The following is a 24522-nucleotide window of genomic DNA, read 5'->3' as shown; positions in this document are numbered from 1 at the left end:
CTAGAGGTCGAGCACCAGGCGCGGTGTCTGCGACCTGCTGACACACAGGATGATTCGTTTTCCGGCCGATCTGGCCCGTTCGGAGAGCACGGTGTCCCGATGGTCGGGAACCCCGTCCAGCACGGTGGCCACGCAGGCACCGCACTCCCCTTGCAGGCAGTGGAACTCGGCGGTCGGCACCGCCTCCCGCACCGCGGCCAGCGCGGTGCGGTCGGACGGTACCCTCACCACCGCACCCGTCCGGCGGAGCTCGATCTCGAACGGCCCAACCGCACCGGCGGACATCAGGACGGGCTCAGCACAATCGTTTTGGCGAACTTCGCGGTGAGGTGATCACCGGAGCTGATCGGTGCGTATCGCGGCTGCTCACCCTCGGCGACACAGGTGGGCAGGCATTCGATCATGGCGTCGTAGTTGGGCTGGTGGAAGAACACCAGCGACATCCGGCGGGTGTTGCCCTCGGCGTCGGGATGCGGGGTCCGGACCCGGTGCCGGGTGGAGGTCCACAGATCATTGGTCCACTGCGCCATCAGGTCTCCGATGTTGACCACCAGTGCGTCGGGCACCACCGGCACCGGGATCCAGTCGCCGTCCTTGGTGAAGACCTCCAGCCCGCCGGGCGCCTCCTCCTGCCGGACGATGGTCAGGCTGCCGTAGTCGGAGTGCGCGCCGGCCCGCATCTGGCCCGGCTGCGGGGGTGTGGTCAGGTGTGGGTAGTTGATGGCGCGGAGCATCGAGATGTCCTTGTCGATGGTGTCGACGAAGAAGTCGGGGTTCAGGCCGAGTCCGAGCGCGAAGGCACTCATGAGCTTGCGCGAGAGTTCATTCATCGCGCGGAAGTAGGTGGTCCAGGCCTGCTCCATGTCCGCGGGTTTCTCGGGCCACTGGTTGGGTAGAAAGTGGGGTCCGGCGTTCTCTTTCGAGAAGTACGGATCGGAGCTGTCGAAGTCGACGGGTCCGACGTCGAACTTCTCGTGCAGATCCCGCGGCTGATGGACGTCCTCGCTGTACGAGAACGCCTGCTCACCGATCGATGAGTACCCGCGGACCGTATCCGGGCTGGGTTGCGCGACCCGACGCTTCTCGTCCTCGGGCAGACCGAAGAAGGTGTCGGCGCTCTGGTACATCGCGTCGATGATGTCCGGCGCGATCCCATGGTTCTTGATCTGGAAGAACCCGATCTCGCGGCAGGCGCGGTCGAGTTCGGCGGCCACCGCCGACTTCGCCTCGTTGTCGTCGCCGTACAGCGCAGAAATGTCGATCACCGGCACCACAGACATGTGTTCTCGCTCCCTGTCGTCGTCTCCTCTCAAGTCTGGGGCGCGGTGGGGACGACCAACAAGAGCTCCGGGTGCTCACAGATCCGCAGGGTCGATGTCACCTGCGGTCAAGGGAAACATCTGCGTAACACTCGATTACGCAACCGACTCACGCGTGATCGTTCCGGTAACAAACCTTCGGCGCCCGGGTCACCGACGGGTGCGTCGGCCGAAGGTCGTCTGCCTCGTGTACTTGTCGGTGAGATGACGGCCGGCGATCAACGCGTCGGTGAACTGCTGATCACCGCCCCGCAGCGGCGACACCGCGACGTCGGCGTTGGGATGCTGATAGAACGCGAACTCCAGCCGGGCGCTGTCCAGCGCCACCGACCGCGGCGGGTTGGCCGTCCGGTTGAGCGTGGCGGGCCAATGATCGTCCGTCCATTCCGCCAGCAGGTCACCCACCAGGACCACCAGCGTGGCCGGCGTCGTGGACACCTCGAGCCACTCACCGTGCGGGCCGAGGACCTCCAGGCCGCCCGGTGTCGATTCGCCGGACAGGACCGTGAACGCACCGTAGTCGGTGTGGATCCCGGCCCGCGACTGATGCGGCAGCGGGGGTTCGGCCTGAGCCGGGTAGTACAGGGCCCGCAGCATGCTCAGCTCGGTGTCGAACCGGGGGACGAAATGATCGGGCGACAAGCCGAAAGCCTCCGCGGCCATCGACATCAGTTCGCCGCTGACCCGCTGCATGTGCCGGTAGTACTGCTCCCAGACCGGCCGGAACCCTGCCGGCGCCGTCGGCCACAGGTTCGGGTACGCCATCGGTCCGGCCCCCGGTTCACCCACCACCGGGGCGTCAACGGCCCCGATATCCATTTTCTCCTTGAGGTCGCCGTGCGATTCCTCGCCGATGGAATACGTCATGCCCTCCGATCCCGAACCCGACCAGCCGCGCACCTGATCCGGAGCCGGTTGCGCCACGGCCCCCTTCACCAGCTCGGGCTGCAAGAAGAACTGACGGGTCACCGAGTACATGTCGGAGAGCAGCGCCGTCGGGATCTGGTGGCCGACCAGGTAGGCGTGACCACTGCGCGCACAAGCCGTGTCCAGCAGTTCGATCTGACGGGCCCGCGACCGGGAACCACGGGCAGCCTCGGAAAGGTCGACGGACGGAATGGAGAGCACCCGACTACTCTGCCTCACAGCCAGGTTCCTGGCCCACGGAGGAGGAAAGTCGTGTCGAGCCCGATGGCCACGGTCGCCGAATTGGCGGTCGCGACCGGCGTCCAGATCGCGACGCCACCGTCTCGATGGGAAGCCGTGGTGACGTCGGTGGTCGACGCGGAGGCCGCCCGCGAACTGATCTCGCTCGACGGCGTGCTGGTCATTGTCGATTGGAAACCGGCGCGGCCGAGTGATCCGCTCCCCGACCTTCCGGCCGTCCTCGAACCGCTGGTGGCGAGGAAGCCGGCCGCGATCCTGGTGAACCCGGCCCGGCAGGTCAATCCCCCCAGGCGGGCGGTCACGCTGGCCGACCGGGCGCAGGTGTGTCTGCTCTGGAACACGGTGCCCGACAACGGCATCGACGTGGCATCGCACCTGCAACGGCTGCTGGTGCCCCAGCCGCCTGCGCCGATCAACGACGAGGTGGTGGCCGCATCCGACCTGCTGCAGATCTTACATCAGGCCGACAACCTCGACGGCCTACTCGCCGAGATCGGGGTGCGACTGCACGCCACGGTCCGCCTGAGCGAGTCGTCCACCGGGCTGCCCCGTCCGGCGGCGCCGGTCGCCGTGTTCCCACTGGCGGGCATACCCGGGCACAACCCGGCGCTGGAGATCACCAGGGACACCGCCCTCACCCGCGGCGAGACCGCGATGCTGGAAGCCCTGTTGCCCGTCGTCCGCCTGCACATCAAGCTGCGGAACTCCGAATCCGATGACGCCGCCATCGAAATCGCCCGCAATCTGAAGAACATCCTCGGTGAGGACCTGGTCCTGCGTGAAGCCGGACTCCGCAAAGGCCGCCGCCTTGCCCTGTTCCCCCGACATCCGGTGGTCTGTCTGGCCATCGAGCCCTTCGGTGTCGCGGTGGACATGAGCGGCCTGCACGACCTGAAGTCCGCTCTGGCGCCGGTGGCCACCCGGTTCGACGCCGACGCGATCACCATCGTCAACGAGGGCGTGCTGGTCGTGATGATCAAGGCGACAACAGATTTCGATGCGTTGTCCCGGGCCCTGTACCGCGGGGTGCAGGTTCCGCTGGCGATCGGGGCCGGCGAACCGGTGGACAACGCGCGCAGTTACCCCGGGGCGTTCCGGCAGGCGGTCCGGGCGGTGGCCGTCGGCCGTCGCATCGGTGCGATCAATCGCGTCACGGGTTACCGCGATCTCGGGGTCCTCGGCGTGCTCTATCAACTCCCCGAGCACGCCCGGCGGCAGTTTGTCGGCGAGACCCTGGGCTCGGTCGCCGACGAGACACCGGATGGCCTCGACCAGCGCCGCATCCTGCGGGTCCTGCGGGCCACCGATTGCAACATCGCCGAATCAGCCCGCGAACTGTTCGTGCATCCGAACACGTTGCGCAGCCGGATCGCCCGGATCGAGGCGATCACCGGTCCGTTCATGAATGAACCCGACCGCCGGCTCACGATCTTCACCGCCCTGTCGATGTTTTCCCTCGACAGCAACGTCGAAGGCGACTGACGCCCGCTTCCGCACCCCGATGATGTGCCCTTTTGGCGACCATTTCCCCAGGTGGACGCCGCCATAACCCCACATCATCGGAGTGCGGGAAACATGGGATGTTAGGTTCTTTCCATGTCCACGCAGATCGAGCGTCCCCGCCGCACCAGTGAGGTCGTGGTCGAGCGCATGCAGGAACTCATCCGCACCGGCGATTGGCCGGTCGGGTCGCGCATCCCTGCCGAACCCGAACTGGTGGAGCAACTCGGCGTCGGACGCAACACCATCCGGGAAGCCGTTCGCGCCTTGGAGCACGCCGGATTCCTCGAGCCCCGGCGCGGCGACGGAACGTACGTCCGCAGCCGAAATCTGCTGGCCGCCGCGATCGGCCGCTGTGTGTCGAGCAGCGAGGTCCTCGAGTTGTTGCAGGTGCGCCGCGCACTCGAACGGGAGGCCGTACAGTCGGCCGCGCACAATCGCACCGACGATCAGGTACAGACGCTCCGCGGCCTCCTCGTCGAGATGCGGACGGCCTTCGAGGACAACCACTTACAGCGGTACATCGACGCCGACATCGCGTTCCACACCGCTTTGGTTGCCGCTGCGGGCAATTCACTGCTCTCTGAGTTGTATGCCGGGCTGGCCGAGGTCATGGGAAGGACACACGCGACGCTGATCGCCGCCGACGTCGACGCCCATCCCCACCCCACCGGACACGCAGAGGTGGTCGAGGCGATCAGCAAGGGCGACGCGAATGCCGCCCTCGCCGCCGTCGAGCACTACCTCAACCGATCGATCGAAGTGCTGTCATGACATCCACACCCTCAACGACACTCGGCTCGGACCGAACCCCCAAGGCCGGCTCGACGCGGCGAACCGCGGCGATCTTTACGGCACTGGGCATCATGGTGGTCTCGGCAAATCTACGGCCGGCAGTGGTCGCCGTCGGACCACTCATCGACGACATCAAGGTGTCGGAGGGCTTCGGTAGCGCCGCGGCCGGACTGCTCACCACCTTGCCCGTGCTCTGCTTCGGCCTGGTAGCGCCGATCGCACCGCGGATCGCCGCGCGGTTCGGCATCGAGCGCACGATCTTCGCGGCCATGGCCCTGCTCTGCGTCGCCATCGTGGCGCGCATGGTCCCCAACATGTTCGCGCTGTTCGTCGGATCCGCGCTGGCCGGTGTTGCCATCGGCATCTGCAACGTCGTACTCCCGGCGCTGATCAAACGTGATTTCTCCCATCGCTCGGGCCTGATGACCGGCCTGTATTCGATGACGCTGTCCGGCGGCGCGGCGCTGGCGGCGGGCCTGACGGTGCCGATCTACACCGCCGTCGACGAGAACTGGCGGGTTGCGCTGGGCAGCTGGGCGCTCCTGGCCGCACTCGGCCTGGTGTTGTGGATCCCGCAGCTGTCCCGCATCCACCGGATCAGCACCACACCCCTGCCCGCGTCCCTGTGGCGCAACAAGATCGCCTGGGCCATAACCGTTTTCATGGCGTCCCAATCACTGATCTTCTACACCTTCACCGCGTGGCTGCCCGAGTACCTGATGGACCGGGGGACCTCCAAGGCCGCCGCCGGCGGCATGCTGGCCCTGGCCCAGACGGCCGCCCTGCTGATGGCGCTCGTCGCGCCGATCATCGCCGTCCGATTCCGTGACCAGCGGGTGCTGACACTGGCGTTCTGCGCCGTCTGCGCCATCGGATTCATCGGTCTGGTGACCACCGATGAGCTCACCATTCTCTGGGTGATGCTCATCGCGAGCGGCCCCGGCGCCGCCATCAGCCTGGTCCTGCTGTTCATGGTGCTGCGGAGTTCGAGCACCGTACAGACCAGCCAGGTCTCCGGGATGGCCCAATCGGTCGGCTACTGCCTGGCCGCCGTCGGCCCGCTGGCGATCGGCGCACTGCACGACATCACCGGTTCCTGGACGCTGTCGATGGCGGTGCTGGCACTGGCACTGATCCCCCTCAGCGGATCAGCACTTGTGGCCGCCAAAGATTCCAAGATGACCCGCTAGCGCGCGCAGCCTCCAAAAAGGGCCCGCCACCTCTGAGAACTGCACCACATCGCCCTATTTCTGGTATACAAAATGAGCATCCACGTGGTGAACTACGAGTTCAGTTCAGTTTTGGATCCTTAAGGAGCAGGGAAAGATGTCGAGTAGTACTGAAGTGGGCACCCCCACCGGGTCTACGGCCCTGACCAGCGCCCGCAGCATCAAATGCCACAACGATGTGCTGGCCGCAACCCAGGAATTGCTCGCCGAGGGCGGCCTTCACGCCGCCACCATCGACGCGATCTCCGAACGGTCGACGGTCAGCAAGGCCACGATCTACAAGCATTGGCCCAGCCGGATCGCGGTGGCCGCCGAGGCGTTCAGCCTCTCGGTCCGCGATGCCCTGCCCACACCGGACACGGGCAACATCGTCGACGATCTCACCGAGCATGTACGCAACGTCAGCATGTTCTACGCCACCCCCAGGGGCAAGGTGTTCACCCAGCTCCTGGCCGCCTGCGTCGACGACGAGGCCGGAGCGGACTACTTCAAGCGGTACTACCTCGACGGCCGGAGAGCGCTGACCGCCAGGCTGTGGGAGCGCGCAGTCGAACGTGGAGAAGTGCATCCCGGCACCGACATCCAATTGGTTTCAGACGTCCTGTTCGGCCCCATGGCATTGCGCCTGATCACCGGGTCGGCACCGTTCGACGCAGCGCAGGCCGAAGGGTTTGCCCGAGTGGCATTGCACGGACTTCTCAGCGTTCCCTGACCCGATCCAGGACAATGGCCTGATGGAGTACATGAACCTCGGCAATTCCGGCCTCACGGTCTCGGCTCTGACATTGGGCTGCATGAGTTTTGGAGCGTCCGGCCAGGGCACGCACGCCTGGACGCTCGACGAAGACGCGAGCCGCGGCATCATCAGGGCAGCCCTCGAGGCCGGGATCACCACGTTCGACACCGCAAACATGTACTCCCTCGGCAGCAGCGAGGAGATTCTCGGCAGGGCCCTGGCCGACTTCGCATCACGGGAAGACGTGGTGGTCGCGACCAAGGTCTTCAACCGAATGCGCCCCGGACCCTACGGAGCCGGGTTGTCCCGCAAGGCAATTCTCGCCGAGGTCGACAACAGCCTGCGCCGCCTGGGAACCGACTACATCGACCTCTACCAGATTCACCGCTGGGACTACCAGACCCCGATCGAAGAGACCATGGAAGCACTGCACGATCTGGTGAAGTCCGGCAAGGTCCGCTACATCGGCGCGTCCTCGATGTACGCCTGGCAATTCGCGAAAGCACTGCACACCGCCGAACGCGGCGGATGGACTCGGTTCATCTCCATGCAAGACCACTACAACCTCATCTACCGCGAGGAAGAGCGAGAGATGTTGCCCCTCTGCGCCGATGAGGGCATCGGCGTGATTCCGTGGAGCCCATTGGCCAGAGGTCGTCTGACCCGGCCGTGGGACGAACGAACCGCCCGCACCGCCACCGACGAATTCGGCGCATCCCTGTATTCCGAGGACGACAAGGTGATCGTGGAACGCGTACTGGAGATCGCCGCCACCCGCGGTGTTGCCCCCGCCGCCGTCGCCTTGTCCTGGGTGGCCGATCGCACCACCTCACCGATCGTGGGAGTCACCAGGCCCACACATCTCATCGACGCGGTGAGCGCATTGGATCTGACTCTCGACGAGTCCGAGGTCGACTACCTCGAGGAGCCATACCAGCCCCATCGGGTCGCCGGCTTCGTCTGACGTCCCTGAAAACTGTCAAATAACCGGGCACCGAGGGCTGATAGCCCTCGGCAGCCCGGTATTCGACAGCTTTGAGGGTCACTGACCGGCCGACACCGCCTCGGCCGGATCACTGTGTGCCACCGGGCATCCGCGCGGGAACGTACCCAGGTCGGTGAGCTGGTAGCCACCCGGATACGACCGGATGTTGGGCAGGTCGCGGGCGTGGATCGGCTGTTTGCGAACCGGGAAGAACCGCACCAGACGGCCGCGCGCTTTCAGCGCCGCCCGAGAGATCGCCCGGACCGGACGCGGTGGATGCCGGTAGCCGAACGCGTCGAGCAGCGGATCGTCCATCAACGAGCGGGCGAAGATGTTGATCAACCACTTCGGCGCCCTGTCATTCGGCGGGAAGGTGGTCATCAGATCCAGGGTCGAATCAGCGACCTTGCGGGCACCCTCGTTGTACGCGAAGTGGGTGGCCTCGTACTCGTCGAGGAACCGGGCGAACTCGGTGTAGTTGGCGGGAACGTCCTTGATTCCCATCAACGTTCCCAGGCGGCGGTAGTAGTTGGTCGCACCGACCACCTCGTTGTGGGTCAGCCGGCGCCAGCCATACTGTTCGATCCACCGCACCGGCGTCACCACGAAAGTCGCCAAGACGTACCGCATGTCGTCGTTGGAGATGTCGTAATTGCCGTGCATCTGGTTCACCCGACGAATTCCGTTGCGCCCCTCCACACTGTCGAAGCCGTGTTCGAGCACCGCATCGAGCAGCAGCGTGGTGTCGTCGTAACGCTTCTGGACCCGTTCGGTGAACTCTCCGGTGTCGAACAACAACTGACCGACCGACGGCACGGCGTAGGTGCGGAACAGCGCAAAGCTCAGAGACTGGTTGATATCCCAGGGAAACTCGACCGTCGCCAAGAGCCGGTTGATCTGCTCGAAATCCCGCTCGGGATCGAGTTCATCGGTCTTCTTGCGCACTGCATATCGCTTCATGTGGGCTCCCCTTCTCTGACCGTCCGACACCGGTCACCTCAAACTTCGCGCGTGTGACGCAACGCACACCCGACCGTACCGGACCTGAGCGGGCGATCGGTCAACCCCCTCACCTTCAGCCGACGAGCCGCCTGGTGAGCTCGGCGATCTCCCGGGAGAACGCGACGAGCGTGACGATGTCGACGCTGACATCGGCCGTCTTCACCGCTTGGACCTGCTGGGCCACCGCATCGGCGACGGGCCATCCGTAGGCCCCGCCCGAAATCAACGGGAACGCGATCGACGACACCCCCAACGACCGGGCCAGCAGCAGGCTGCGCTGGTAGCAACTTCGCAATTGCGCCGATCGGTCTTCATGCCCGGAATACCGCGGCCCGACGGTGTGGATCACCCACCGCGCGGGCAGGTTCCCCGCACCGGTTGCCACCACGGCTGCGACGTCGAGACCATTCGGCAGCGTGGTCGAGCGCAGGAACCGGCACTCCTCGAGAATCCCGGGTCCACCGGCGCGGTGGATGGCGCCATCCACACCCCCACCGCCGAGCAGCGAGGAGTTCGCGGCGTTGACGATGGCGTCCGCGCGGGTTTTCGTGATGTCACCCTGGGTGACGTCGATGACGGTCATTGTGTTGCCTCCTGGGAGTTCGTCTTGATGATCCGGTCGGTGAGTGCGCGCAGATCCGCGGCCCTGGCCCCGGGGTACCCGTGCAGCAGGTCCAGCCATTCGGCGGGGATCGAGGAGATACCACCACAGGCACCGACCAATCCGCCCGCGATCGCGGCGGTGGTGTCGGTGTCATCACCGGCCCGGACACATAGTTCGAGGGTCTGCGGCAGGTCGCCATCGGCCGCATTGATCGCCCACCAGGCCGTCTGCAGGGCGTGGACGACCCAGCCATTGTTGGGAAAGTCTGCGGGCGAGCCGGTTTCGGCCAGGTCTAGCAGGGGCGACCAGTAGTCCCTGGTCGATGTCGGGGCGGTGTCCAAGAACGTGCGGACGCCACCGACCGAGCCGGTGAGGACGGCGTCGCGGATGCCGGCACTCCACATCTGACACGCCTCCCGGGCCCGGACATCACAATGCGTGAGGTCACTGATGGCACCGGCGGCTTCGACGCAGGCCTCGAGGTCATCGAGGAAAGCCAGTGCCACCGGCGCGGTCCGCATCAGCGATCCGTTGCCACCGGTGCGCCCGGACAGCTTCGCGGCCGCCGCGGCCATCTCCGCAGCGTCGGTGGCACGCGCCGAGAGGACGGTACGCGTCTGGTTGCCGATGTCTGGGGGATTCGACCGATACCAGCGCATGAATCCGGCAGCGATGGCGTCGAGGTCGGCGTGCCCGAACGCGAGCCCCTCGGCGACGCAGAGCGCCATGGACGTGTCGTCCGTCCACTCCCCCGGCGCCCAGTCGAATGTCCCGCCGCCCTTCATGAATATCGGTGTATCCGCTGTCGGATAGGTGAACTCGTAGCCGGCACCGAGGGCGTCACCGGCGGCGGTCCCCGGGAGGACGCCGGCGGCACGATCCCTCTGCGCTTCGGTCAGGTGTTGTTCGATCCGCGTCATCAGATCCTCGCCCTCTGCTTAGCTCAACATTGAGCTAAAGATTAGCGCACAGATGCGCTAATGTGCAAGACATGGTGTGGCGAGATTCGGAGGGTAAGACCCTGGACGACTACCCACGGCCTTCGGTGGCGGTTGATGTGGCGGTTCTGACCGTGCGGCACGACCAACTCTGCGTGGTGACCGTGGACTCCGAACGCGGATTGTCACTGCCCGGCACCTTCCTCCACCCCGGCGAGACGCTCCGGGATGCCGCCGCGCGGGCCCTGCAGACCAAGGCCGGCATCACCGACCTCGCGTTTCACCAGCTCGGGATGTACGACGCCCCGTCCCGTGACGACCGGGGATGGGTTCTGTCGATGGCGCACAGCGCGGCCATCGCCCACGACCGGCTGCCGGCCACCGCCGCGCTGGTCACGGTCACCGACGGTGTGGCCGACGAACCGTTGGCCTTCGACCACGGCGAGATGGTCACCCGCGCGGTGGTCGATCTGCGACAACGCTATTCGCCGCGACCCGACCCCGACCACCTGCTGCCCGATCAGTTCACCCTGCTGGAGCTACGGCGACTGTACGAGACGATCTTCTCCGAGACCTTCCCCAAGGACACCTTCCGCCGCCGGTTCATCAGCCAACTCGAGGGCACCGGACAGCGCTCGTCGGCAGAGACCGGCCGGCCTGCCGAACTGTTCCGACGACGGTGAGGCCACGTCAATCGAAGAGGATGACCTGCCGGATGGCCTTGCCGTCGGCCAGTTGATCCATCGCGGAGTTGATGTCCGACAAGGTGATCCGGGAAGAGATCAGCGCTTCCACCGGCAGCAGTCCGTCGCGCCACATCTGCGCATACCTGGGGATGTCCCGGCGTGGAACGGCCGAGCCCAGATAGCTCCCTACCACCGTGCGTGCCTCGGCTGTGAGAGTCAGTGGCGAAATACGCGACCTGGCGTCGGGCGCGGGCAGACCGACGGTCACCGTGGTACCGCCGGGTGCCGTTGCGGTGAACGCGGTTTCGAAGGCCCGCGCGCTGCCGGCACATTCGATGACGTACGTCGCCTTGATCCCCGACTCCGCGACCGCTTGCGGCGTATACGATTCGTGCGCGCCCAGCCTGCGGGCGTACTCCAATTTCTCGTCCAACATGTCCACGGCGATGATCCGCGAAACGCGTTGCGCAACAGCGGTGATCAGTGCCGCCATCCCGACCCCGCCGAGTCCGACGATCATGATCGAATCACCTTCGGCCGGATCGGCGGCATTGAGGACCGCACCACCGCCCGTCAGGACCGCGCAACCCAGCACAGCCGCGACATCGGGTGGAACATCGTTTCCGACAACGACTGCCGACGCCGCGTCCACGACAGCGTGGTCGGCAAAGCCGGACACCCCGAGATGATGGTGCACCGGCCGGCCGTGGTCGCTGACCCGCCGTCCGCCGCCGAGCAGTTCACCGGCATTGTTCGCCGCACTGCCCGGCCCGCAGGGCAATCGGCCGTCGGCCGCGCAACCCGCACAGTCCTCGCAGCGAGGAAGAAAAGACATCACGACCCTTTGGCCGATCGCAAAATCGGTGACGTCGGTGCCGACCTGACGGACGATGCCCGCGGCTTCATGACCGAGGAGCATCGGCACGGGTCGGACGCGATTACCGTCCACCACACTCAGATCCGAGTGGCAGACACCGGCCGCCTCGATCTGCACGAGCAGCTCGGTCGGACCCGGTGGGTCCAGGTCGAGCTCGCGGATGACGATGGGGGTCGATTCCGCATACGGCCGTGGTCGACCGATCTCTTCGAGCACCGCTCCCCGGATCAGCACGTCATCGCCTTCTCGTTCCGAAAACCCCGAACCATCTGCACCCCACCACTATGCACCTCGTAGTCTCTGATGAGGCATTCGCCGCGAGAGAGGCTGAACAGTGAGCGCACCCGGAACCCCGGTACCCGAGGACTATCCCGTGCTCTGGCCGATGCCGACCCGCTGGGACGACAACGACCACTACGGCCATGTCAACAACGTCACGTACTACTCGTACTTCGACACCGCGGTGAACGCGTGGTTGATGTCGGCCACCGGCACCGACATTCGGCAGCTGCCCGCGATCGGGATCGTCGCCGAGACATCGTGCAAGTTCCTGAGCGAGCTCACCTTTCCGGAGCTGCTCCAGGTCGGCATCTCGATCGAGCGACTCGGCAACCGCAGCGTCGTCTACGCGCTGGCCATCTTCTCCGAGCAGGCCGACGGCAGCCTCAAACCCGCTGCCACCGGCCGATTCGTGCACGTGTACGTCGACCGGGACGATCGTTTACCGGTGGCCATCCCCGCCGGGATCCGCACCGCGGTGCAGACGTTGACCATCGGCCGGACCGGGAGCTGATGTGACCGCGACCGTGGCCACGTCGCTGTTCTGGATTCTGCTCATCGCGGTGCTGGCCCCGCTGATCGCCGGTCTCATCCCCGGGAAGCGCATCCCCGAGGTTGTCATCCTGCTGGTGGGCGGCATCCTCCTCGGGCCCCACGTACTCGATTTCGCCACCGACGGGTCGGCGATCGACCTGCTCCGCGAACTCGGCCTCGGCTTGCTCTTCCTGCTCGCCGGCTACGAGATCAAGACCTCGGAGGTCGTCGGCAAGGAAGGACGCCGGGCGCTGTACACGTGGATCTGCTGTCTGGCCCTGGCCTTCGCGGTCACGTTCGGCATCGGCATGACCACCCTGGTCACTGCGGAAAGCGCGGTGGCGATTGCCATGTGTTCGACCGCTCTGGGCACGTTGCTGCCCATCCTGCGCGACACCGGGATGTTGAACCAGAGACTGGGCCAGACGGTCCTGAACCACGGCGCATTCGGCGAACTCGGTCCGGTGATCGCCATGGCAGTACTGCTGGGCGCCCGCGGATCGTTGAAATCGGCAATCGTGCTCGCCGTCTTCGCAATTGCCGCGGTGTCGGTCTGGCTCCTGACCGAAAAACTTCTTCAGCGCCAACGCTGGCTGATGACCCTGGTCTCAGCGGGTTCGCAGACCACCGCGCAGACCACCGTGCGGATCACCATGTTGCTGCTCGTCGGGCTGATGGCCCTGGCCTACGCGTTCGACCTGGACACCATCCTCGGCGCGTTCGCCGCCGGATTCATCCTGCGACGCATCCTTCCCGACGGCGACGAGATCTTCGAACACAAGCTCGACGGTCTCGCGTTCGGACTACTGATCCCGATCTTCTTCATCACCTCGGGGATGGCGATCGACGTCTCCGCCGTGGCGGGCAAACCCGGACTCCTCATCGCATTCATCCTGATGATCCTGATCGTTCGCGGTCTCCCGGTGTTCATCTCCACCCGATGGGATCGCGGCAACTCGGGCGACGAGCCCCCGTTTACCACCGGCGAGCGAGTCCAGATAGCGCTGTACTCGGCGACCGGATTGCCGATCATCGTCGCGGTCACCGGTGTTGCGGTCTCCGCCGGACACATGTCGGAGGGCAACGCATCGGTCCTGGTGACGGCGGGCGCGCTCACGGTCCTGCTGCTTCCGCTGGCCGCGACGATGCTCGGTTCGCGCGCCGGCAAGACCGACGCCGACCAACCCACCAGCTGACCACCCGATCCCGTCCGGTCGCGCCGACTCTCGGCACGCGGTCTCCGCGATCGGGATAATGGGGAAGATGGTGTACGTCTCAGCGATCGTCGGCTTTGTGGTGCTCTTCGCCACGACCGCGCTCGCCTTCGTCGGCACCGAGTGGATCAGGTCGATCGACTGGTCGGCAGTATTCCGGAGAGCAGCACTTCCCCGCGCCGACACCGGCGTCGGGACACGGCCTGGATCGCAGCCGGAGTCCGACGATCCCGGCCCGCAGCGCGGGCCGGTACCCGAGGTCGGGCTGACCGGTCTGGCGAAAACGACCAACACGCCTTACTGGATCAATCATCTCGGTGGGCCGCGGCCCGGTGAGGCGACCAGCATCCGGTTCGCGTTCATCGCGGTGGACACCTGGCGCGGCGACCCCGGGCGCATCGACCTCACCGACCTGCTGGATCGCAACGCGGGCCAGGTCGACGACTGGGCCGTCCGCAGCGACGAGGGCCACTATCCGCGCACGCTGCGGCGACAGCTGCGCCAATCGCATCTGTCCCATGACGACCAGACGACGATCGACGAGATGCGCGCACACCCGATCGGCAAACTGGCCTACTTCGCCTGTTCGACCGCAACCGCCATCGAGCAGAGTGCTTCCTGGCGCCACGACATCTTCGACGACAAGATGATTCGGGTCGACCTCGACGCCGAGGTCGCCGAGATCAGCCGCAGCTGCGCACGGCTCCGCGATTCCGTCGACAAACTCGGACCACTTCCGGACGGCGACCTCGGGGACGATCCCGACATCGTCGCGATCCACGTCGGCCGGGCCCAGGTGCACGACGAGCGGCTCGGCCTTCTGGTCCAGCGGCTGCGCGCGTTCGCCCGCTACCGCGCGGGCATCGAACAGGTCGATCGCCAACTCGCCAAACTCGAATGGGTGATCAGGATCGGCACCGAGGACGATTCCGACGAGTACCTCGTCGCGGCCGAAGACGAACTCGGATCCGAGCGTCTCCATCGGGCCGCCGAGGAGTTCGATGCGGTCTCCGGCGCGATCATCGACAGTATGCTCACCGACGCCAAGAAGCTGTCGCGCATCGTGCGCTATTCCTGATCGACGCGATGAACAACCAACACAGATCCGTCAACGCAGGAAGTCGGTCACCAGCCGGTTGAACTCACCGGTCCGGTCCCGGTGGACACTGTGACCGGCCTCGATCTGACCGAAATGCCCGTCCGGCAGAGCTTCCGACAGACTGAGCAGATGGCGCGGCGGCAAGAAACTGCGTCGGCCACCCGAGACCACCAGGGTCGGAAACGTCAGCTGTGACAACGACTCCCACCAGTCGGCGTCGACGGCCTCGAACTGGCGGGCCACGATGTCCGACATCCGGTGATCGAACCGCAGCACCGGACTCGGATAGCGCACCATCGACCACAGCCCACGTAGCCGGTCGGCGACGCCACTGAACGGCACGATGTGTTCGTCGACGTCGGCCTGATCACGCGGCATCGGCGGGATCTCTTCGAGCACCAGTTTCCCGATCCGCGCCGGATCGAGCGCGGCGAGCCTGATCGCGGTCTGACCGCCCAGGGAATGCCCGACCACGTCGATCTCGTCGACGCCGAGACCGTCGAGGACAAAGCTCAGATCATCACGGAAGTCGTTCAGCAGATACGACGGCGACCGCGAACTGCGACCGTGCCCGCGCTGGTCATAGGTGATGACCGTCCGGCCCCCGGCGCGCAACTCCCGGGCCAGCGCTCGCCAGGTCTGATGATCGCCGCCCATGCCGTGGACCAGCAACACCGGTTTGCCGGTCAGCGGACCGGACGTTCGAACGGCCAGCCGAACCGCCCCGGGTCCGTCGGTGCGGGTCAAAGTGTTCACCGCTGACAGGGTAGTCACCCGGACACCGGACACATCCGGGCTACTGCGGTGCGTCCAGGCCCACCCGGCGGCGCTCGATGATCAGGCAGCGGTTTTCGACGTAGAGCAGGCCGGCCTTCTCGGCGATCTCTCGAGCCTCCGCCGACACGATCCCCAGTTGCAGCCACAGTGCCGTGGCGCCGGCTGCCACCGCTTGGCGGGCGATCTCCGGCGCGTCCTCCGACGGGCGGAACACATCGACCAGACCCACCTGTTCGGGAATATCGGCCAAGGTCCGGTAGACCTTCTCACCGAACAGCTCATCCGCCTTGGGATTCACCGGGATGATGCGCCATCCGTGCTTCTGCATACTCACCGGGACTTTGTGCGCGGGCTTTTCCGGGGACGCACTGGCACCAACAACGGTGATGGTCTTGTAGGTGGAAAGGATTTGCTCGACCAAGTCGTCTGTATCAGCCATGCCTACGATCGTAGAGGTCCGCCCCGGCTCGGCCTCCGGGGTGTTCAATCGACGGTATGGCACAACGAGTGGTTCTCATTCGCGCGGTGAACGTCGGTGGCGCCAAGCTGCCGATGGCCGAGCTCCGAGAGATGGCGGCCGACCTGGGCGCCACCGACATCTCGACGTACATCGCCTCCGGAAACCTGCTGTGCACACCGCCCGACGATCCCGCCGCCTTCGACCGCGCACTCGAGGAGGCGATCACCAAGCGCTACGGCTACTTTCGCGAGGTCATCAGCAGGTCGGCGGACGATCTCGCCGCCGCGTCGGCCGAGCACCCGTTCGATGTCGTCGAGCCGAAATACTCGTACGTCTACTGCCTCACCGCAACCCCGGAACCAACTGCGGTCGCAACGTTCCACCGCCGCGATTTCGGAAATGACGTGTTCGAGGTCATCGGCGACAACCTCCACATCCGCTACGAGGCGGGCGCCGGGACGTCCAAACTCACCGCGCCGGTCATCGCCAAAGGATTGGGAGTCCAGGGCACCGGACGGAATCTGCGCACCATCGAGAAGCTGATCGCCCTCGCCCGCGAGTAGCCGGCCGCGAGGAAACCTACCCTGCGGTGACGTCCCGGCGTGACATCGTCAAACCGATCACGCCCATGCAGACCACGGCATAGATCGCCAGCGTCGTCAGGGTCTGCGCCTGCGACAACGCACCTGGCCGCTCCGGCTGCACCAGCGACCGCATGACCAACCCCGGGAACCAGCGCTCCGCCCAGTCACGGTTTTCCGCAAGGACGTTTTCGACGGGTCCGAACCACAGCAGGCAGATTCCCAGCGCGATGGGCGTCGACTTCACCAGTACCGCAACTGTAGTCCCGATCAGGGCGTACATCGCCACGAACACCAACAGCCGGCCGTAGTCTGTGAGCCCACTGCCGAGCGCATCTGCCCCGAACCAGCCGGCGGTGTCGACGTCCACCGACGGTGCCGCCACCGCCGCGGTCAGCGCTCCGACGGTCAGTGCCACGGCCATCAGCACTGCGGCCAGGCTGATTCGTGCCGCGAGCTTTCCGGTGACCAGCGACAACCGGCTCGGTTGGCGGGTCAGCGCGGCCCGCAACGTACCCCGGCTGATCTCATTTCCCATCGCGGCCGCAAATGCTGCGACCACGAGCACCGTGGCGACGCTCATCGACGCGATGATCGCAGCGGTGGCGCCACCGGACCCGACGAGCGCTTCGAGAGACACCTGAGGTCCGTCGCCTCCGCGGCCAACAGGCTGCGCGGCTTCTATCAGCAGCCAGGTGGCCAGCACACTGAACACCACGGTGGTGATTCCCAGGCCCGCCCACAGACGTGGCCGGTTCAGCAAGATCCATTCGGACCGAAAAGAATTCAGCAAATTCATCACATGCCTTTCCAGAAATTCTCCAGATGTCAGATCGGGGACGTGTGGATCAATTTGAGATAGCGGGCCTCGAGATCGGCACGGCGATGGTGTAATTCGGCAAGGACGATCCCGGCTGCATGGGCCCGGGCGTTGATCTCCGCGGCCAATCGCCGGGCATCGTCGTCGTCGGTGAGGGCGATGACCACGCTGATCCCGTCCAGCCTGATCTCGAGCCCCGTCGCCTGTGCGATGGCCCCCAGATCGGCGAGCCGTGATTCGTCCGCGGGTGCCAGGACCAGGGCATCGGCCGTGGCTCCCAGCGATTGCGGTGTTCCGGCGTGGACGAGTCCGCCGTGGTCCAGGACCACCAACCAGTCACAGACCTGTTCGAGTTCGGCGAGCAGATGCGATGACACGATGACGGTGCGTCCCTGCGCGGCGATGCGCCCGATGAGGTCCCGAACCTCTTGCATGCCCTGGGGATCCAGGCCGTTGGTCGGCTCGTCGAGTATCACCAGTTCGGGGTCACCGAGCAGGGCAGCTGCAATTCCGAGTCGCTGCTTCATCCCGAGCGAATAACTGCCGAAGCGGTCCTTGCCCCGGTCCCCGAGACCAACCAGGTCCAGTAGCCCGTCGACACCGCCGGTGGCCTGACCGGATAAGACCGCCAGCGATCTCAGGTTGTCCCGAGCAGAGACGGCCGGGTGAAATGCCGGCGACTCGATGAGCGCACCGACTCGCGGAAGATATTGCGCACGTTGATGAATCGGCGCATCGAGAACGGTTCCGTCACCACCGCTCGGTTTGACGAGACCGAGCAACATCGCCATCACGGTGGTTTTTCCGGCTCCGTTCGGACCGATCAGACCCGTGACCGAACCAACCGGCACCGTGAAGGACACGTTGTCGACGACGGTTCGATTCCGATATCTCTTCGTCAGACCCTGCACCGAAACTGCCACGTCCGCATCCTGATTCGCCGACTCGATCCCCGATGTCCGATCGTGGATTGTCGTGTTCGTTTCCATGCGGGCAACGATGCCGTGGCCGGAGCCCGAAGTCGTCAGCCTGATGTCGACATCGGCACTACGTCAGATGTGGACCAGCCCGTGCCGGTAGGCGAACACCACCAGCTGTGCCCGGTCACGGGCCTGGAGTTTGGTCATCGCCCGGCTCACGTGGGTGCGCACCGTCGCATTGCTGACGAACCATCGGGCGGCGATCTCGTCGTTCGACAACCCGGCCGCCACCAACCGGACCACCTCGAGTTCGCGCGTGGTGAGCAACTCGACGACGGCATCCGGCGCCACCGGTGCCGGGGCCGTGGCGGGTTCCTGGGCGAACTCGGTGATCAGTCGCCGTGTCACACCCGGTGACAACAGCGCCTGGCCGGCCGCGATGACGTGCACGGCCTGGATCAGTTCGGCGGGCTGGGTGTGTTTCACGAGAAACCCGCTGGCTCCGGCTCGCAGCGCCCCGAAGACATACTCGTCGAGTTCGAAGGTGGTCAGGATCAGCACCTTCACCGCAGCCAGATCGTCGCGAGCAACGATCTGCCGGGTTGCCTCCAATCCATCGCAGCCGGGCATCCGGATATCCATGATGATGACGTCCGGCCGCAGGTCGACGCACACCGCGACTGCTTCATCTCCGTCAGCGGCCTCCCCGACCACCTCGATGTCGCCCTCGGCGTCGAGCAGCGCGCGAAACCCGGTCCGTACCAAGAGCTGGTCGTCAGCCAGTACCACCCGAATCATGAAACCCCGGTTCCGCCCGCCACCTTGTTCGACGAGTCCTCGTTGCTTTTCCCGAGCGTAACCACCGCCGCCGCGCGCGGCGACCGCCTTCCGGCCAATCTCCACACCTGCCGTACGTTCGCACCCTGAACATCAGTCGCCGGGCGCGATCTCAACGGCAAACCGACGCGCGCAGGCACCGATCGACCCTACGATCGGCCAGGTGGACGTCAGATGGTCGAACAGAGTGCGCGAACTCGGCGTGCGCGGACCCGACCTGGCACTTGCGATGGTGGTGGTCATCCTGGTCGTCCTCGGCAGCTCCCTCGGGCACACCGGTCCGGACGGCCGGTCCATCGACGGTCTCGCGATCACGCTCGGGATCGTCGGTGCCCTGTCGTTGACTCTGTCCGGCCGCCACCCACAGGTGATGATCGGTGTCGCCGCGGCCGTGGTCTTCGGTTATCTCGCCCGCGGATATCCCGGTGGCCCAGCACTTTTGGTGGGACCACTGTCGATGGCACTGGGTGGGTATCGCGCCTCCCGCACGGTGGCACTGGTGGGTGCCGCGGTGATGTCGGCTGCGGTGATCGCCGGGAGGTGGATCGGCGCCGGAGCACTCGGGACCATCGGAATCGCCGGCCCGGCGTGGGCTTTCACGCTGGCCCTGGCGGGTATCGCGCTCTCGGCGCGCACCGAACGCGCTGCGGCCCAGCGTGAACGCGACGAGTTGCGTCGTCGGCAGGCGATGACCGATGAACGCCTGAACATCGCACGCGACCTGCATGATTCGGTCGCCCACGCGCTGGCCACCATCAATGTGCAGGCCGGTGTCGCGGCACATCTTCTCGACCGGCACCCGCAGCAGGCGAAACCTGCCCTCGAGGCCATCCGAGCGGCCAGTAGCGAGGTCCTCGACGAGCTCGGCACCATGCTCGAAGCCCTGCGGGACCGTGACCAGGCAGCTCCCCTGACGCCGGCGCCGACACTCGGTCAGATCCCCGGTCTCATCGAGCGCGCCCGTGCGGACGGCTTGATCGTGAACTTCGACAGCGAAGGCGACACCGCTTCGGTGCCGTCGGCGATGGGGGTGGCGGCGTATCGCGTTGTCCAGGAATCCCTCAGCAACGTGCGTCGCCACGCGGGGGTAGCACCGATCGTGGAGGTCTCGGTGGCCGCCGATCCGCCGCATCGACTGGTGGTGAGCGTGTCCGACGACGGCGGTCGGCCGGGCGGTCCGAAACCTGTTGCACCGCAACCTGGTACCGGCCTGGGCATCACCGGGATGCGCGAACGGGTCGAATCCGGTCGCGGGACACTCGACGTGGGAGTCGGGGCCCGGGGCCGCGGCTACCGTGTTGTCGCCCGCTGGGACACCACTTCGGGCGACTGACCCACCAGTTCAGTCGAACTGCGTCAGCAGATGCGTTTCGGCGTCGAACAGGTAGCGGTCCATCGCCGCGGCCGACTCCTCGATGTCCCCGGCGGCCATCAGGTCCACGATCTCGGCGTTTCGTTCGACATACCGCGTGTGGAAGCCACGCGCCGATGCGCTCCGGAAGAACACCAGCCGCATCTCTGCCAGCAGCAGGTTCATCTCCACGTCGAGGCGATTGCTGCGGGCCTGAGCCACCACCGCACGATGGAAATGCTGATTCGCCGAGGCCACCGCGTCGCCATCGCCCGCCGCGATCGCGGCCCGCCCCTCCGCCACTGCGGCAATCATCGCGTCCAGGTAGGGCTGGGCTCCGCGACCGACCCGGATCGCCCCCGACTCGATCACCCGACGCGCACGGTAGACATCTCGCACGTCATCGGCGCCGGGCGTCCGGATGAGAACACCCCGATTGGGTACCCGCTCGAGGATGCGTTCGGAAACCAGCCGGCCGAGCGCTTCCCGCAGCGTGTTGCGCGAGATACCGAGCGCGCGAGCGATCGACTCTTCCGGTAGTCGGTTACCCGATCGCAGCCGCCCTTCGTCGACCTGGGTACGCAAGATCGCTGCGGCCCGCTCGGCGGACGACGTGCGGACCACGTCCCCGCGGGCCGCGACCAACACGTCGAGCACGTCGTCCAGTCCAGACTCGTTCTCCACATCAGGAGTCTACGAGAACGTAGGATTACAGGATTGTTGAACAATCCTTCTCGTTGCGGAAACATCCTGGAACCTCGGTTACGAGGCATTGACGACGTTTGGAGACCTGTGATGACCATCGACCTCAACAGCGACATCGGTGAATCGTTCGGTCGCTGGGACCTCGGCGACGACGAGGCCATGCTCGATGTGGTCACCAGCGCCAACATCGCCTGCGGCTTCCACGCCGGTGACCCGAGCACGATCGCCCGCACCGCGGGCTGGTCGGTCGATCGAGGTGTCCGGATCGGGGCGCAGGTGGCCTACCGCGACCTCGCCGGTTTCGGTCGGCGGTTCGTCGACGCCACCCGCACCGAACTGACCGACGACATCGTCTACCAGATCGGTGGCCTGCAAGCGCTGGCCGCGGCAGTCGGTGGACGCGTCACCTATGTCAAACCCCATGGTGCGCTGTACAACACCGCCGTCCACCATGAAGAACACGCACTGGCACTGGTCGATGCGATCGCAGCACTCGATCCCGAGCTGGCCCTGCTCGGTCTTCCCGGTTCGCGGCTCCTCACCCTCGGCGAGGAACGCGGCCTGCGCGTGGTGCGGGAGGCATTTGCCGACCGCGGGTACACCGCGGCCGGAACCCTGGTGCCGCGCGGCGAGCCCGGGGCGATGCTCGACGATCCTGCCGTCGTCGCCGCCCGGGTGTTGCGGATGGTGACCGAGTCGGTGGTCGAATCCGTCGACGGGACAGATGTCGCCATCGACGTGGATTCGATTTGTGTACACGGAGATTCACCGGCTGCAGCGCAGATGGCAGTGGCGGTCCGCGACCTGCTCGCAGCCGAGGGTGTCGAGGTGAAAGCGTTCACATGAACCTACTCGCCTACGGCGATCGATCACTGATGATCGAGGTGGACACCACCGACGCGGCCATCGCCTGGACCTTCGCCCTCACCAAGGCAGAATTGCCCGGGATCGTTGACATCATCCCCGGCGCCCGGACGGTTCTGCTCGTCACCGACTCCCCCACCCGGTTGCCCGCACTTCGCACCGCCGTGGGTTCGATTGCCCCTGAGTCCGCCGACACCCCGACCTCGCACACCACCGCAGGCGCCCTCGTCGTCGAAGTACCGGTGACCTACGACGGGGAAGATCTCGAAGAGGTCGGCCGGCTCACCGGGCTGACCACCACCGAGGTCATCGCAGCACACACCGGACGACCATGGAAGGTGGCCTTCGGCGGGTTCGCGCCCGGCTTCGCCTACCTGATCGGCGGGGATGCCCGGCTCGGGGTGCCCCGCCGCGACGAGGCACGGACCAGGGTTCCGGCAGGTGCGGTCGGACTTGCCGGCGAGTTCAGCGGCATCTATCCACGCACCTCACCCGGCGGCTGGCAACTGCTCGGTCGTACGGATCTGTCCATGTGGGACGCGACGCGCAACCCGCCGGCGCTCCTGCGGCCTGGTGCCCTCGTGCAGTTCCGCGAGGCCCGGCGATGACGGCATTCGAGGTTCTGGCCACCGGCCCGCTGAGCACCGTGCAGGACCGGGGACGCCCCGGGTTCGCGGCACTGGGGGTCGGCAGATCGGGTGCGGCCGACCGACGTGCCCACGCGCTGGGCAATCGACTCCTGGGCAATGACGACGGAGCTGCCGCAGTCGAGGTGACCCTCGGTGGCCTGTCCCTGCGCGCACAGCAGGGGGCCTGGCTGGCGGTCACCGGCGCAGATCTGGATGTGCTGGTGGACAAGGGATCCGGTGCGCGGCCGGTCGGGATGAACGCACACTTTCGGCTCCTGGCCGGTGACGTGGTCACCCTCGGCATGGCCCGCGCCGGACTGCGCGCCTACGTCGCCGCACGTGGCGGCTTCGACGTGCCCGCCACGCTGGGGTCGTGCAGTACCGACACGCTGTCCGGACTCGGGCCCGCCCCACTGGCGGTCGGCGATGTCCTCGAAGTCGGGCCGCGACCGGGCGATCTGGCCGAGATCGACATCGCCGCGGTGCCCACCCCGACCACCGACGAGGTCGAACTCCGCGTGCATCGCGGACCGCGAGACAACTGGGTCGACGATGCCGACGACCTGGTGCACACCCGCTGGCAGGCATCCGACCGCAGCGACCGGGTCGGAATGCGGTTGAGCGGCAACGCCTCCCGGCTCGCCCACCGCGATCCCGGACGACAGCTACCGAGTGAGGGCATCGTGCGCGGCGCCATCCAGGTGCCACCGAGCGGCGAGCCGGTGATCTTTCTGGCAGACCATCCCGTCACCGGCGGATATCCCGTGGTCGGCGTTGTTGTCGATGACGACGTCGACCTCGCCGCACAGATCCGGCCCGGCCAGCACATCAAATTGCGGTGGGCCAGATAAAGGGCCACTGCCCTGGCGATCGGTCATGCCCCCGGGCACATGGTCATCACCGACTCCCGGGACAGCACCTATCTCGTCCCCGGACCACCGGTAGGCTGGACACACCTGATCACCAGAAAGAAGCAACTGCGTAATACGGAGGATCAAGATGTCGGTGAGCCTGGCCAAGGGTGGAAACGTATCGCTGAGCAAAGAGGCCCCCAACCTGACGGCGGTGACCGTGGGACTCGGCTGGGATGTCCGTGTCACCACCGGAGCCGACTACGACCTCGACGCCAGCGCACTCGGAATCGACAGCAACAAGAAGATTCTCGACGATTCGTACTTCGTCTTCTACAACAACCTGCGATCCCCTGACGGCGCGATCGAGCACACCGGCGACAACCGTACCGGCGAGGGTGAGGGAGACGACGAAGCGATCAACGTCGACCTCAAGGCGCTGGCACCCCAGGTCGATTCGATCATCTTTCCGGTGACCATCCACGATGCCGATGTGCACGGCCAGAGCTTCGGCCAGGTCCACGGCGCCTTCATCCGCGTGGTCGATCGCTCCGACGGCCGCGAACTGGCCCGCTACGACCTCAGCGAGGACGCCTCCACCGAGACCGCAATGGTTTTCGGTGAGATCTACCGCCGTGGCAACGAGTGGAAGTTCCGTGCCATCGGTCAGGGTTACGCCTCGGGCCTGGCCGGCATCGCCCGCGAATACGGCGTCAACATCGGTTAGTTCGGGAGTCGGCTGCGGGCAACATCATCGAGCACT

At 66.1% G+C, this 24522-nt stretch carries 28 protein-coding genes; 15 read left to right on the top strand and 13 right to left on the bottom strand.

Translation table 11 applies throughout. From position 1 onward, the window contains the following. From AC51GT_RS18255 to AC51GT_RS18245, 3 genes are all read right to left on the bottom strand, one after another. Positions 1–228, bottom strand: a complete 228-nt coding sequence (locus tag AC51GT_RS18255; protein WP_496329691.1) for a 2Fe-2S iron-sulfur cluster-binding protein — start codon at positions 226–228, stop codon at positions 1–3. A 56-nt stretch (positions 229–284) separates the two neighbouring features. After that, a complete protein-coding gene (locus AC51GT_RS18250) occupies positions 285–1280 on the bottom strand; it encodes an isopenicillin N synthase family dioxygenase (protein ID WP_496329690.1) in 996 nt (331 codons plus the stop codon). A 189-nt stretch (positions 1281–1469) separates the two neighbouring features. Next, positions 1470–2465: an isopenicillin N synthase family dioxygenase gene (locus AC51GT_RS18245; protein ID WP_496329689.1), complete on the bottom strand. Its 996-nt coding sequence runs from the start codon at positions 2463–2465 to the stop codon at positions 1470–1472. Between the two features lie 33 nt (positions 2466–2498). On the opposite strand from AC51GT_RS18245, the gene AC51GT_RS18240 reads away from it, so the two are divergent. The 5 genes from AC51GT_RS18240 to AC51GT_RS18220 all read left to right on the top strand — a co-directional run bounded on the left by AC51GT_RS18240 (position 2499) and on the right by AC51GT_RS18220 (position 7710). Next, the gene (locus AC51GT_RS18240) at positions 2499–3968 is read left to right on the top strand and encodes a PucR family transcriptional regulator (protein ID WP_496329688.1); all 1470 of its coding nucleotides are present in this window, start codon (positions 2499–2501) and stop codon (positions 3966–3968) included. Positions 3969–4082: 114 nt separating this feature from the next. Continuing rightward, positions 4083–4760: a FadR/GntR family transcriptional regulator gene (locus AC51GT_RS18235; RefSeq protein WP_496329687.1), complete on the top strand. Its 678-nt coding sequence runs from the start codon at positions 4083–4085 to the stop codon at positions 4758–4760. Beyond that, entirely contained in the window at positions 4757–5971 is a 1215-nt protein-coding gene (locus tag AC51GT_RS18230) for a CynX/NimT family MFS transporter (protein WP_496327062.1), read from the top strand. Before AC51GT_RS18235 ends, AC51GT_RS18230 begins: the two co-directional genes overlap by 4 nt. A gap of 136 nt (positions 5972–6107) precedes the next feature. Then, positions 6108–6722: a TetR/AcrR family transcriptional regulator gene (locus AC51GT_RS18225; protein WP_496329686.1), complete on the top strand. Its 615-nt coding sequence runs from the start codon at positions 6108–6110 to the stop codon at positions 6720–6722. A gap of 22 nt (positions 6723–6744) precedes the next feature. After that, positions 6745–7710, top strand: a complete 966-nt coding sequence (locus AC51GT_RS18220) for an aldo/keto reductase (RefSeq protein ID WP_496329685.1) — start codon at positions 6745–6747, stop codon at positions 7708–7710. A 78-nt stretch (positions 7711–7788) separates the two neighbouring features. Here the strand turns inward: AC51GT_RS18220 and AC51GT_RS18215 are convergent, their stop codons facing one another. The 3 genes from AC51GT_RS18215 to AC51GT_RS18205 form a co-directional block, all read right to left on the bottom strand. Continuing rightward, on the bottom strand, positions 7789–8691 hold the full coding sequence (locus AC51GT_RS18215) for an oxygenase MpaB family protein (RefSeq protein ID WP_496329684.1): 903 nt from the start codon (positions 8689–8691) through the stop codon (positions 7789–7791). Between the two features lie 115 nt (positions 8692–8806). Next, positions 8807–9316 (bottom strand): O-acetyl-ADP-ribose deacetylase, encoded by a 510-nt coding sequence (locus AC51GT_RS18210; RefSeq protein ID WP_496329683.1) that lies wholly within the window; start codon positions 9314–9316, stop codon positions 8807–8809. Then, a complete protein-coding gene (locus tag AC51GT_RS18205) occupies positions 9313–10257 on the bottom strand; it encodes an ADP-ribosylglycohydrolase family protein (RefSeq protein ID WP_496329682.1) in 945 nt (314 codons plus the stop codon). The genes AC51GT_RS18210 and AC51GT_RS18205 overlap by 4 nt, the downstream gene beginning before the upstream one ends. Before the next feature lie 71 nt (positions 10258–10328). On the opposite strand from AC51GT_RS18205, the gene AC51GT_RS18200 reads away from it, so the two are divergent. Further along, positions 10329–10958 (top strand): NUDIX hydrolase, encoded by a 630-nt coding sequence (locus AC51GT_RS18200; RefSeq protein WP_496329681.1) that lies wholly within the window; start codon positions 10329–10331, stop codon positions 10956–10958. 7 nt (positions 10959–10965) lie between these two features. On the opposite strand, the gene AC51GT_RS18195 is transcribed toward AC51GT_RS18200, so the two are convergent. Next, entirely contained in the window at positions 10966–12072 is a 1107-nt protein-coding gene (locus tag AC51GT_RS18195; protein WP_496329680.1) for an alcohol dehydrogenase catalytic domain-containing protein, read from the bottom strand. A gap of 151 nt (positions 12073–12223) precedes the next feature. Here AC51GT_RS18195 and AC51GT_RS18190 point away from each other — a divergent pair, with 151 nt between their 5' ends. The 3 genes from AC51GT_RS18190 to AC51GT_RS18180 all read left to right on the top strand — a co-directional run bounded on the left by AC51GT_RS18190 (position 12224) and on the right by AC51GT_RS18180 (position 14943). After that, positions 12224–12631, top strand: a complete 408-nt coding sequence (locus tag AC51GT_RS18190) for an acyl-CoA thioesterase (RefSeq protein ID WP_496329811.1) — start codon at positions 12224–12226, stop codon at positions 12629–12631. Position 12632: 1 nt separating this feature from the next. Next, positions 12633–13847 (top strand): cation:proton antiporter, encoded by a 1215-nt coding sequence (locus AC51GT_RS18185; RefSeq protein ID WP_496329679.1) that lies wholly within the window; start codon positions 12633–12635, stop codon positions 13845–13847. 67 nt (positions 13848–13914) lie between these two features. Continuing rightward, positions 13915–14943, top strand: a complete 1029-nt coding sequence (locus AC51GT_RS18180) for a hypothetical protein (RefSeq protein WP_496329678.1) — start codon at positions 13915–13917, stop codon at positions 14941–14943. 30 nt (positions 14944–14973) lie between these two features. Here AC51GT_RS18180 and AC51GT_RS18175 read toward each other — a convergent pair whose 3' ends face one another. Together AC51GT_RS18175 and AC51GT_RS18170 are read right to left on the bottom strand one after the other, a co-directional pair. Further along, entirely contained in the window at positions 14974–15720 is a 747-nt protein-coding gene (locus tag AC51GT_RS18175; protein WP_496329677.1) for an alpha/beta fold hydrolase, read from the bottom strand. 40 nt (positions 15721–15760) lie between these two features. After that, positions 15761–16180: a CoA-binding protein gene (locus AC51GT_RS18170; protein ID WP_496327051.1), complete on the bottom strand. Its 420-nt coding sequence runs from the start codon at positions 16178–16180 to the stop codon at positions 15761–15763. 56 nt (positions 16181–16236) lie between these two features. On the opposite strand from AC51GT_RS18170, the gene AC51GT_RS18165 reads away from it, so the two are divergent. Then, the gene (locus tag AC51GT_RS18165; protein WP_496327050.1) at positions 16237–16764 is read left to right on the top strand and encodes a DUF1697 domain-containing protein; all 528 of its coding nucleotides are present in this window, start codon (positions 16237–16239) and stop codon (positions 16762–16764) included. Between the two features lie 16 nt (positions 16765–16780). Here the strand turns inward: AC51GT_RS18165 and AC51GT_RS18160 are convergent, their stop codons facing one another. The 3 genes from AC51GT_RS18160 to AC51GT_RS18150 all read right to left on the bottom strand — a co-directional run bounded on the left by AC51GT_RS18160 (position 16781) and on the right by AC51GT_RS18150 (position 19320). After that, positions 16781–17581, bottom strand: a complete 801-nt coding sequence (locus AC51GT_RS18160) for an ABC transporter permease (RefSeq protein ID WP_496329676.1) — start codon at positions 17579–17581, stop codon at positions 16781–16783. Between the two features lie 29 nt (positions 17582–17610). After that, positions 17611–18591: an ABC transporter ATP-binding protein gene (locus tag AC51GT_RS18155; protein ID WP_496329675.1), complete on the bottom strand. Its 981-nt coding sequence runs from the start codon at positions 18589–18591 to the stop codon at positions 17611–17613. Positions 18592–18654: 63 nt separating this feature from the next. Beyond that, complete coding sequence (locus AC51GT_RS18150; RefSeq protein ID WP_496329674.1) at positions 18655–19320, bottom strand: response regulator transcription factor; 666 nt, start codon at positions 19318–19320, stop codon at positions 18655–18657. A 202-nt stretch (positions 19321–19522) separates the two neighbouring features. Between AC51GT_RS18150 and AC51GT_RS18145 the strand changes: the two genes are divergently transcribed. Continuing rightward, a complete protein-coding gene (locus AC51GT_RS18145; protein ID WP_496329673.1) occupies positions 19523–20692 on the top strand; it encodes a sensor histidine kinase in 1170 nt (389 codons plus the stop codon). A gap of 9 nt (positions 20693–20701) precedes the next feature. Here the strand turns inward: AC51GT_RS18145 and AC51GT_RS18140 are convergent, their stop codons facing one another. Next, positions 20702–21394, bottom strand: a complete 693-nt coding sequence (locus AC51GT_RS18140) for a GntR family transcriptional regulator (protein ID WP_496329672.1) — start codon at positions 21392–21394, stop codon at positions 20702–20704. Positions 21395–21505: 111 nt separating this feature from the next. Between AC51GT_RS18140 and AC51GT_RS18135 the strand changes: the two genes are divergently transcribed. The 4 genes from AC51GT_RS18135 to AC51GT_RS18120 all read left to right on the top strand — a co-directional run bounded on the left by AC51GT_RS18135 (position 21506) and on the right by AC51GT_RS18120 (position 24486). Continuing rightward, positions 21506–22261, top strand: a complete 756-nt coding sequence (locus AC51GT_RS18135; protein WP_496329671.1) for a LamB/YcsF family protein — start codon at positions 21506–21508, stop codon at positions 22259–22261. Continuing rightward, entirely contained in the window at positions 22258–22887 is a 630-nt protein-coding gene (locus AC51GT_RS18130; protein ID WP_496329670.1) for a 5-oxoprolinase subunit B family protein, read from the top strand. The genes AC51GT_RS18135 and AC51GT_RS18130 overlap by 4 nt, the downstream gene beginning before the upstream one ends. After that, positions 22884–23759, top strand: a complete 876-nt coding sequence (locus tag AC51GT_RS18125; protein WP_496329669.1) for a 5-oxoprolinase subunit C family protein — start codon at positions 22884–22886, stop codon at positions 23757–23759. Before AC51GT_RS18130 ends, AC51GT_RS18125 begins: the two co-directional genes overlap by 4 nt. Positions 23760–23907: 148 nt before the next feature. Beyond that, positions 23908–24486 carry a TerD family protein gene (locus AC51GT_RS18120; protein WP_496329668.1) on the top strand — a complete coding sequence of 193 codons (579 nt, stop codon included), beginning with the start codon at positions 23908–23910 and terminating at the stop codon, positions 24484–24486. The last annotated feature ends 36 nt before the right edge of the window (positions 24487–24522 follow it).

Source organism: Williamsia sp. z34, from assembly GCF_059553395.1.
The sequence above is the reverse complement of the archived record's forward strand: the minus strand, read 5'-3'. Positions and strand labels throughout refer to the sequence as shown.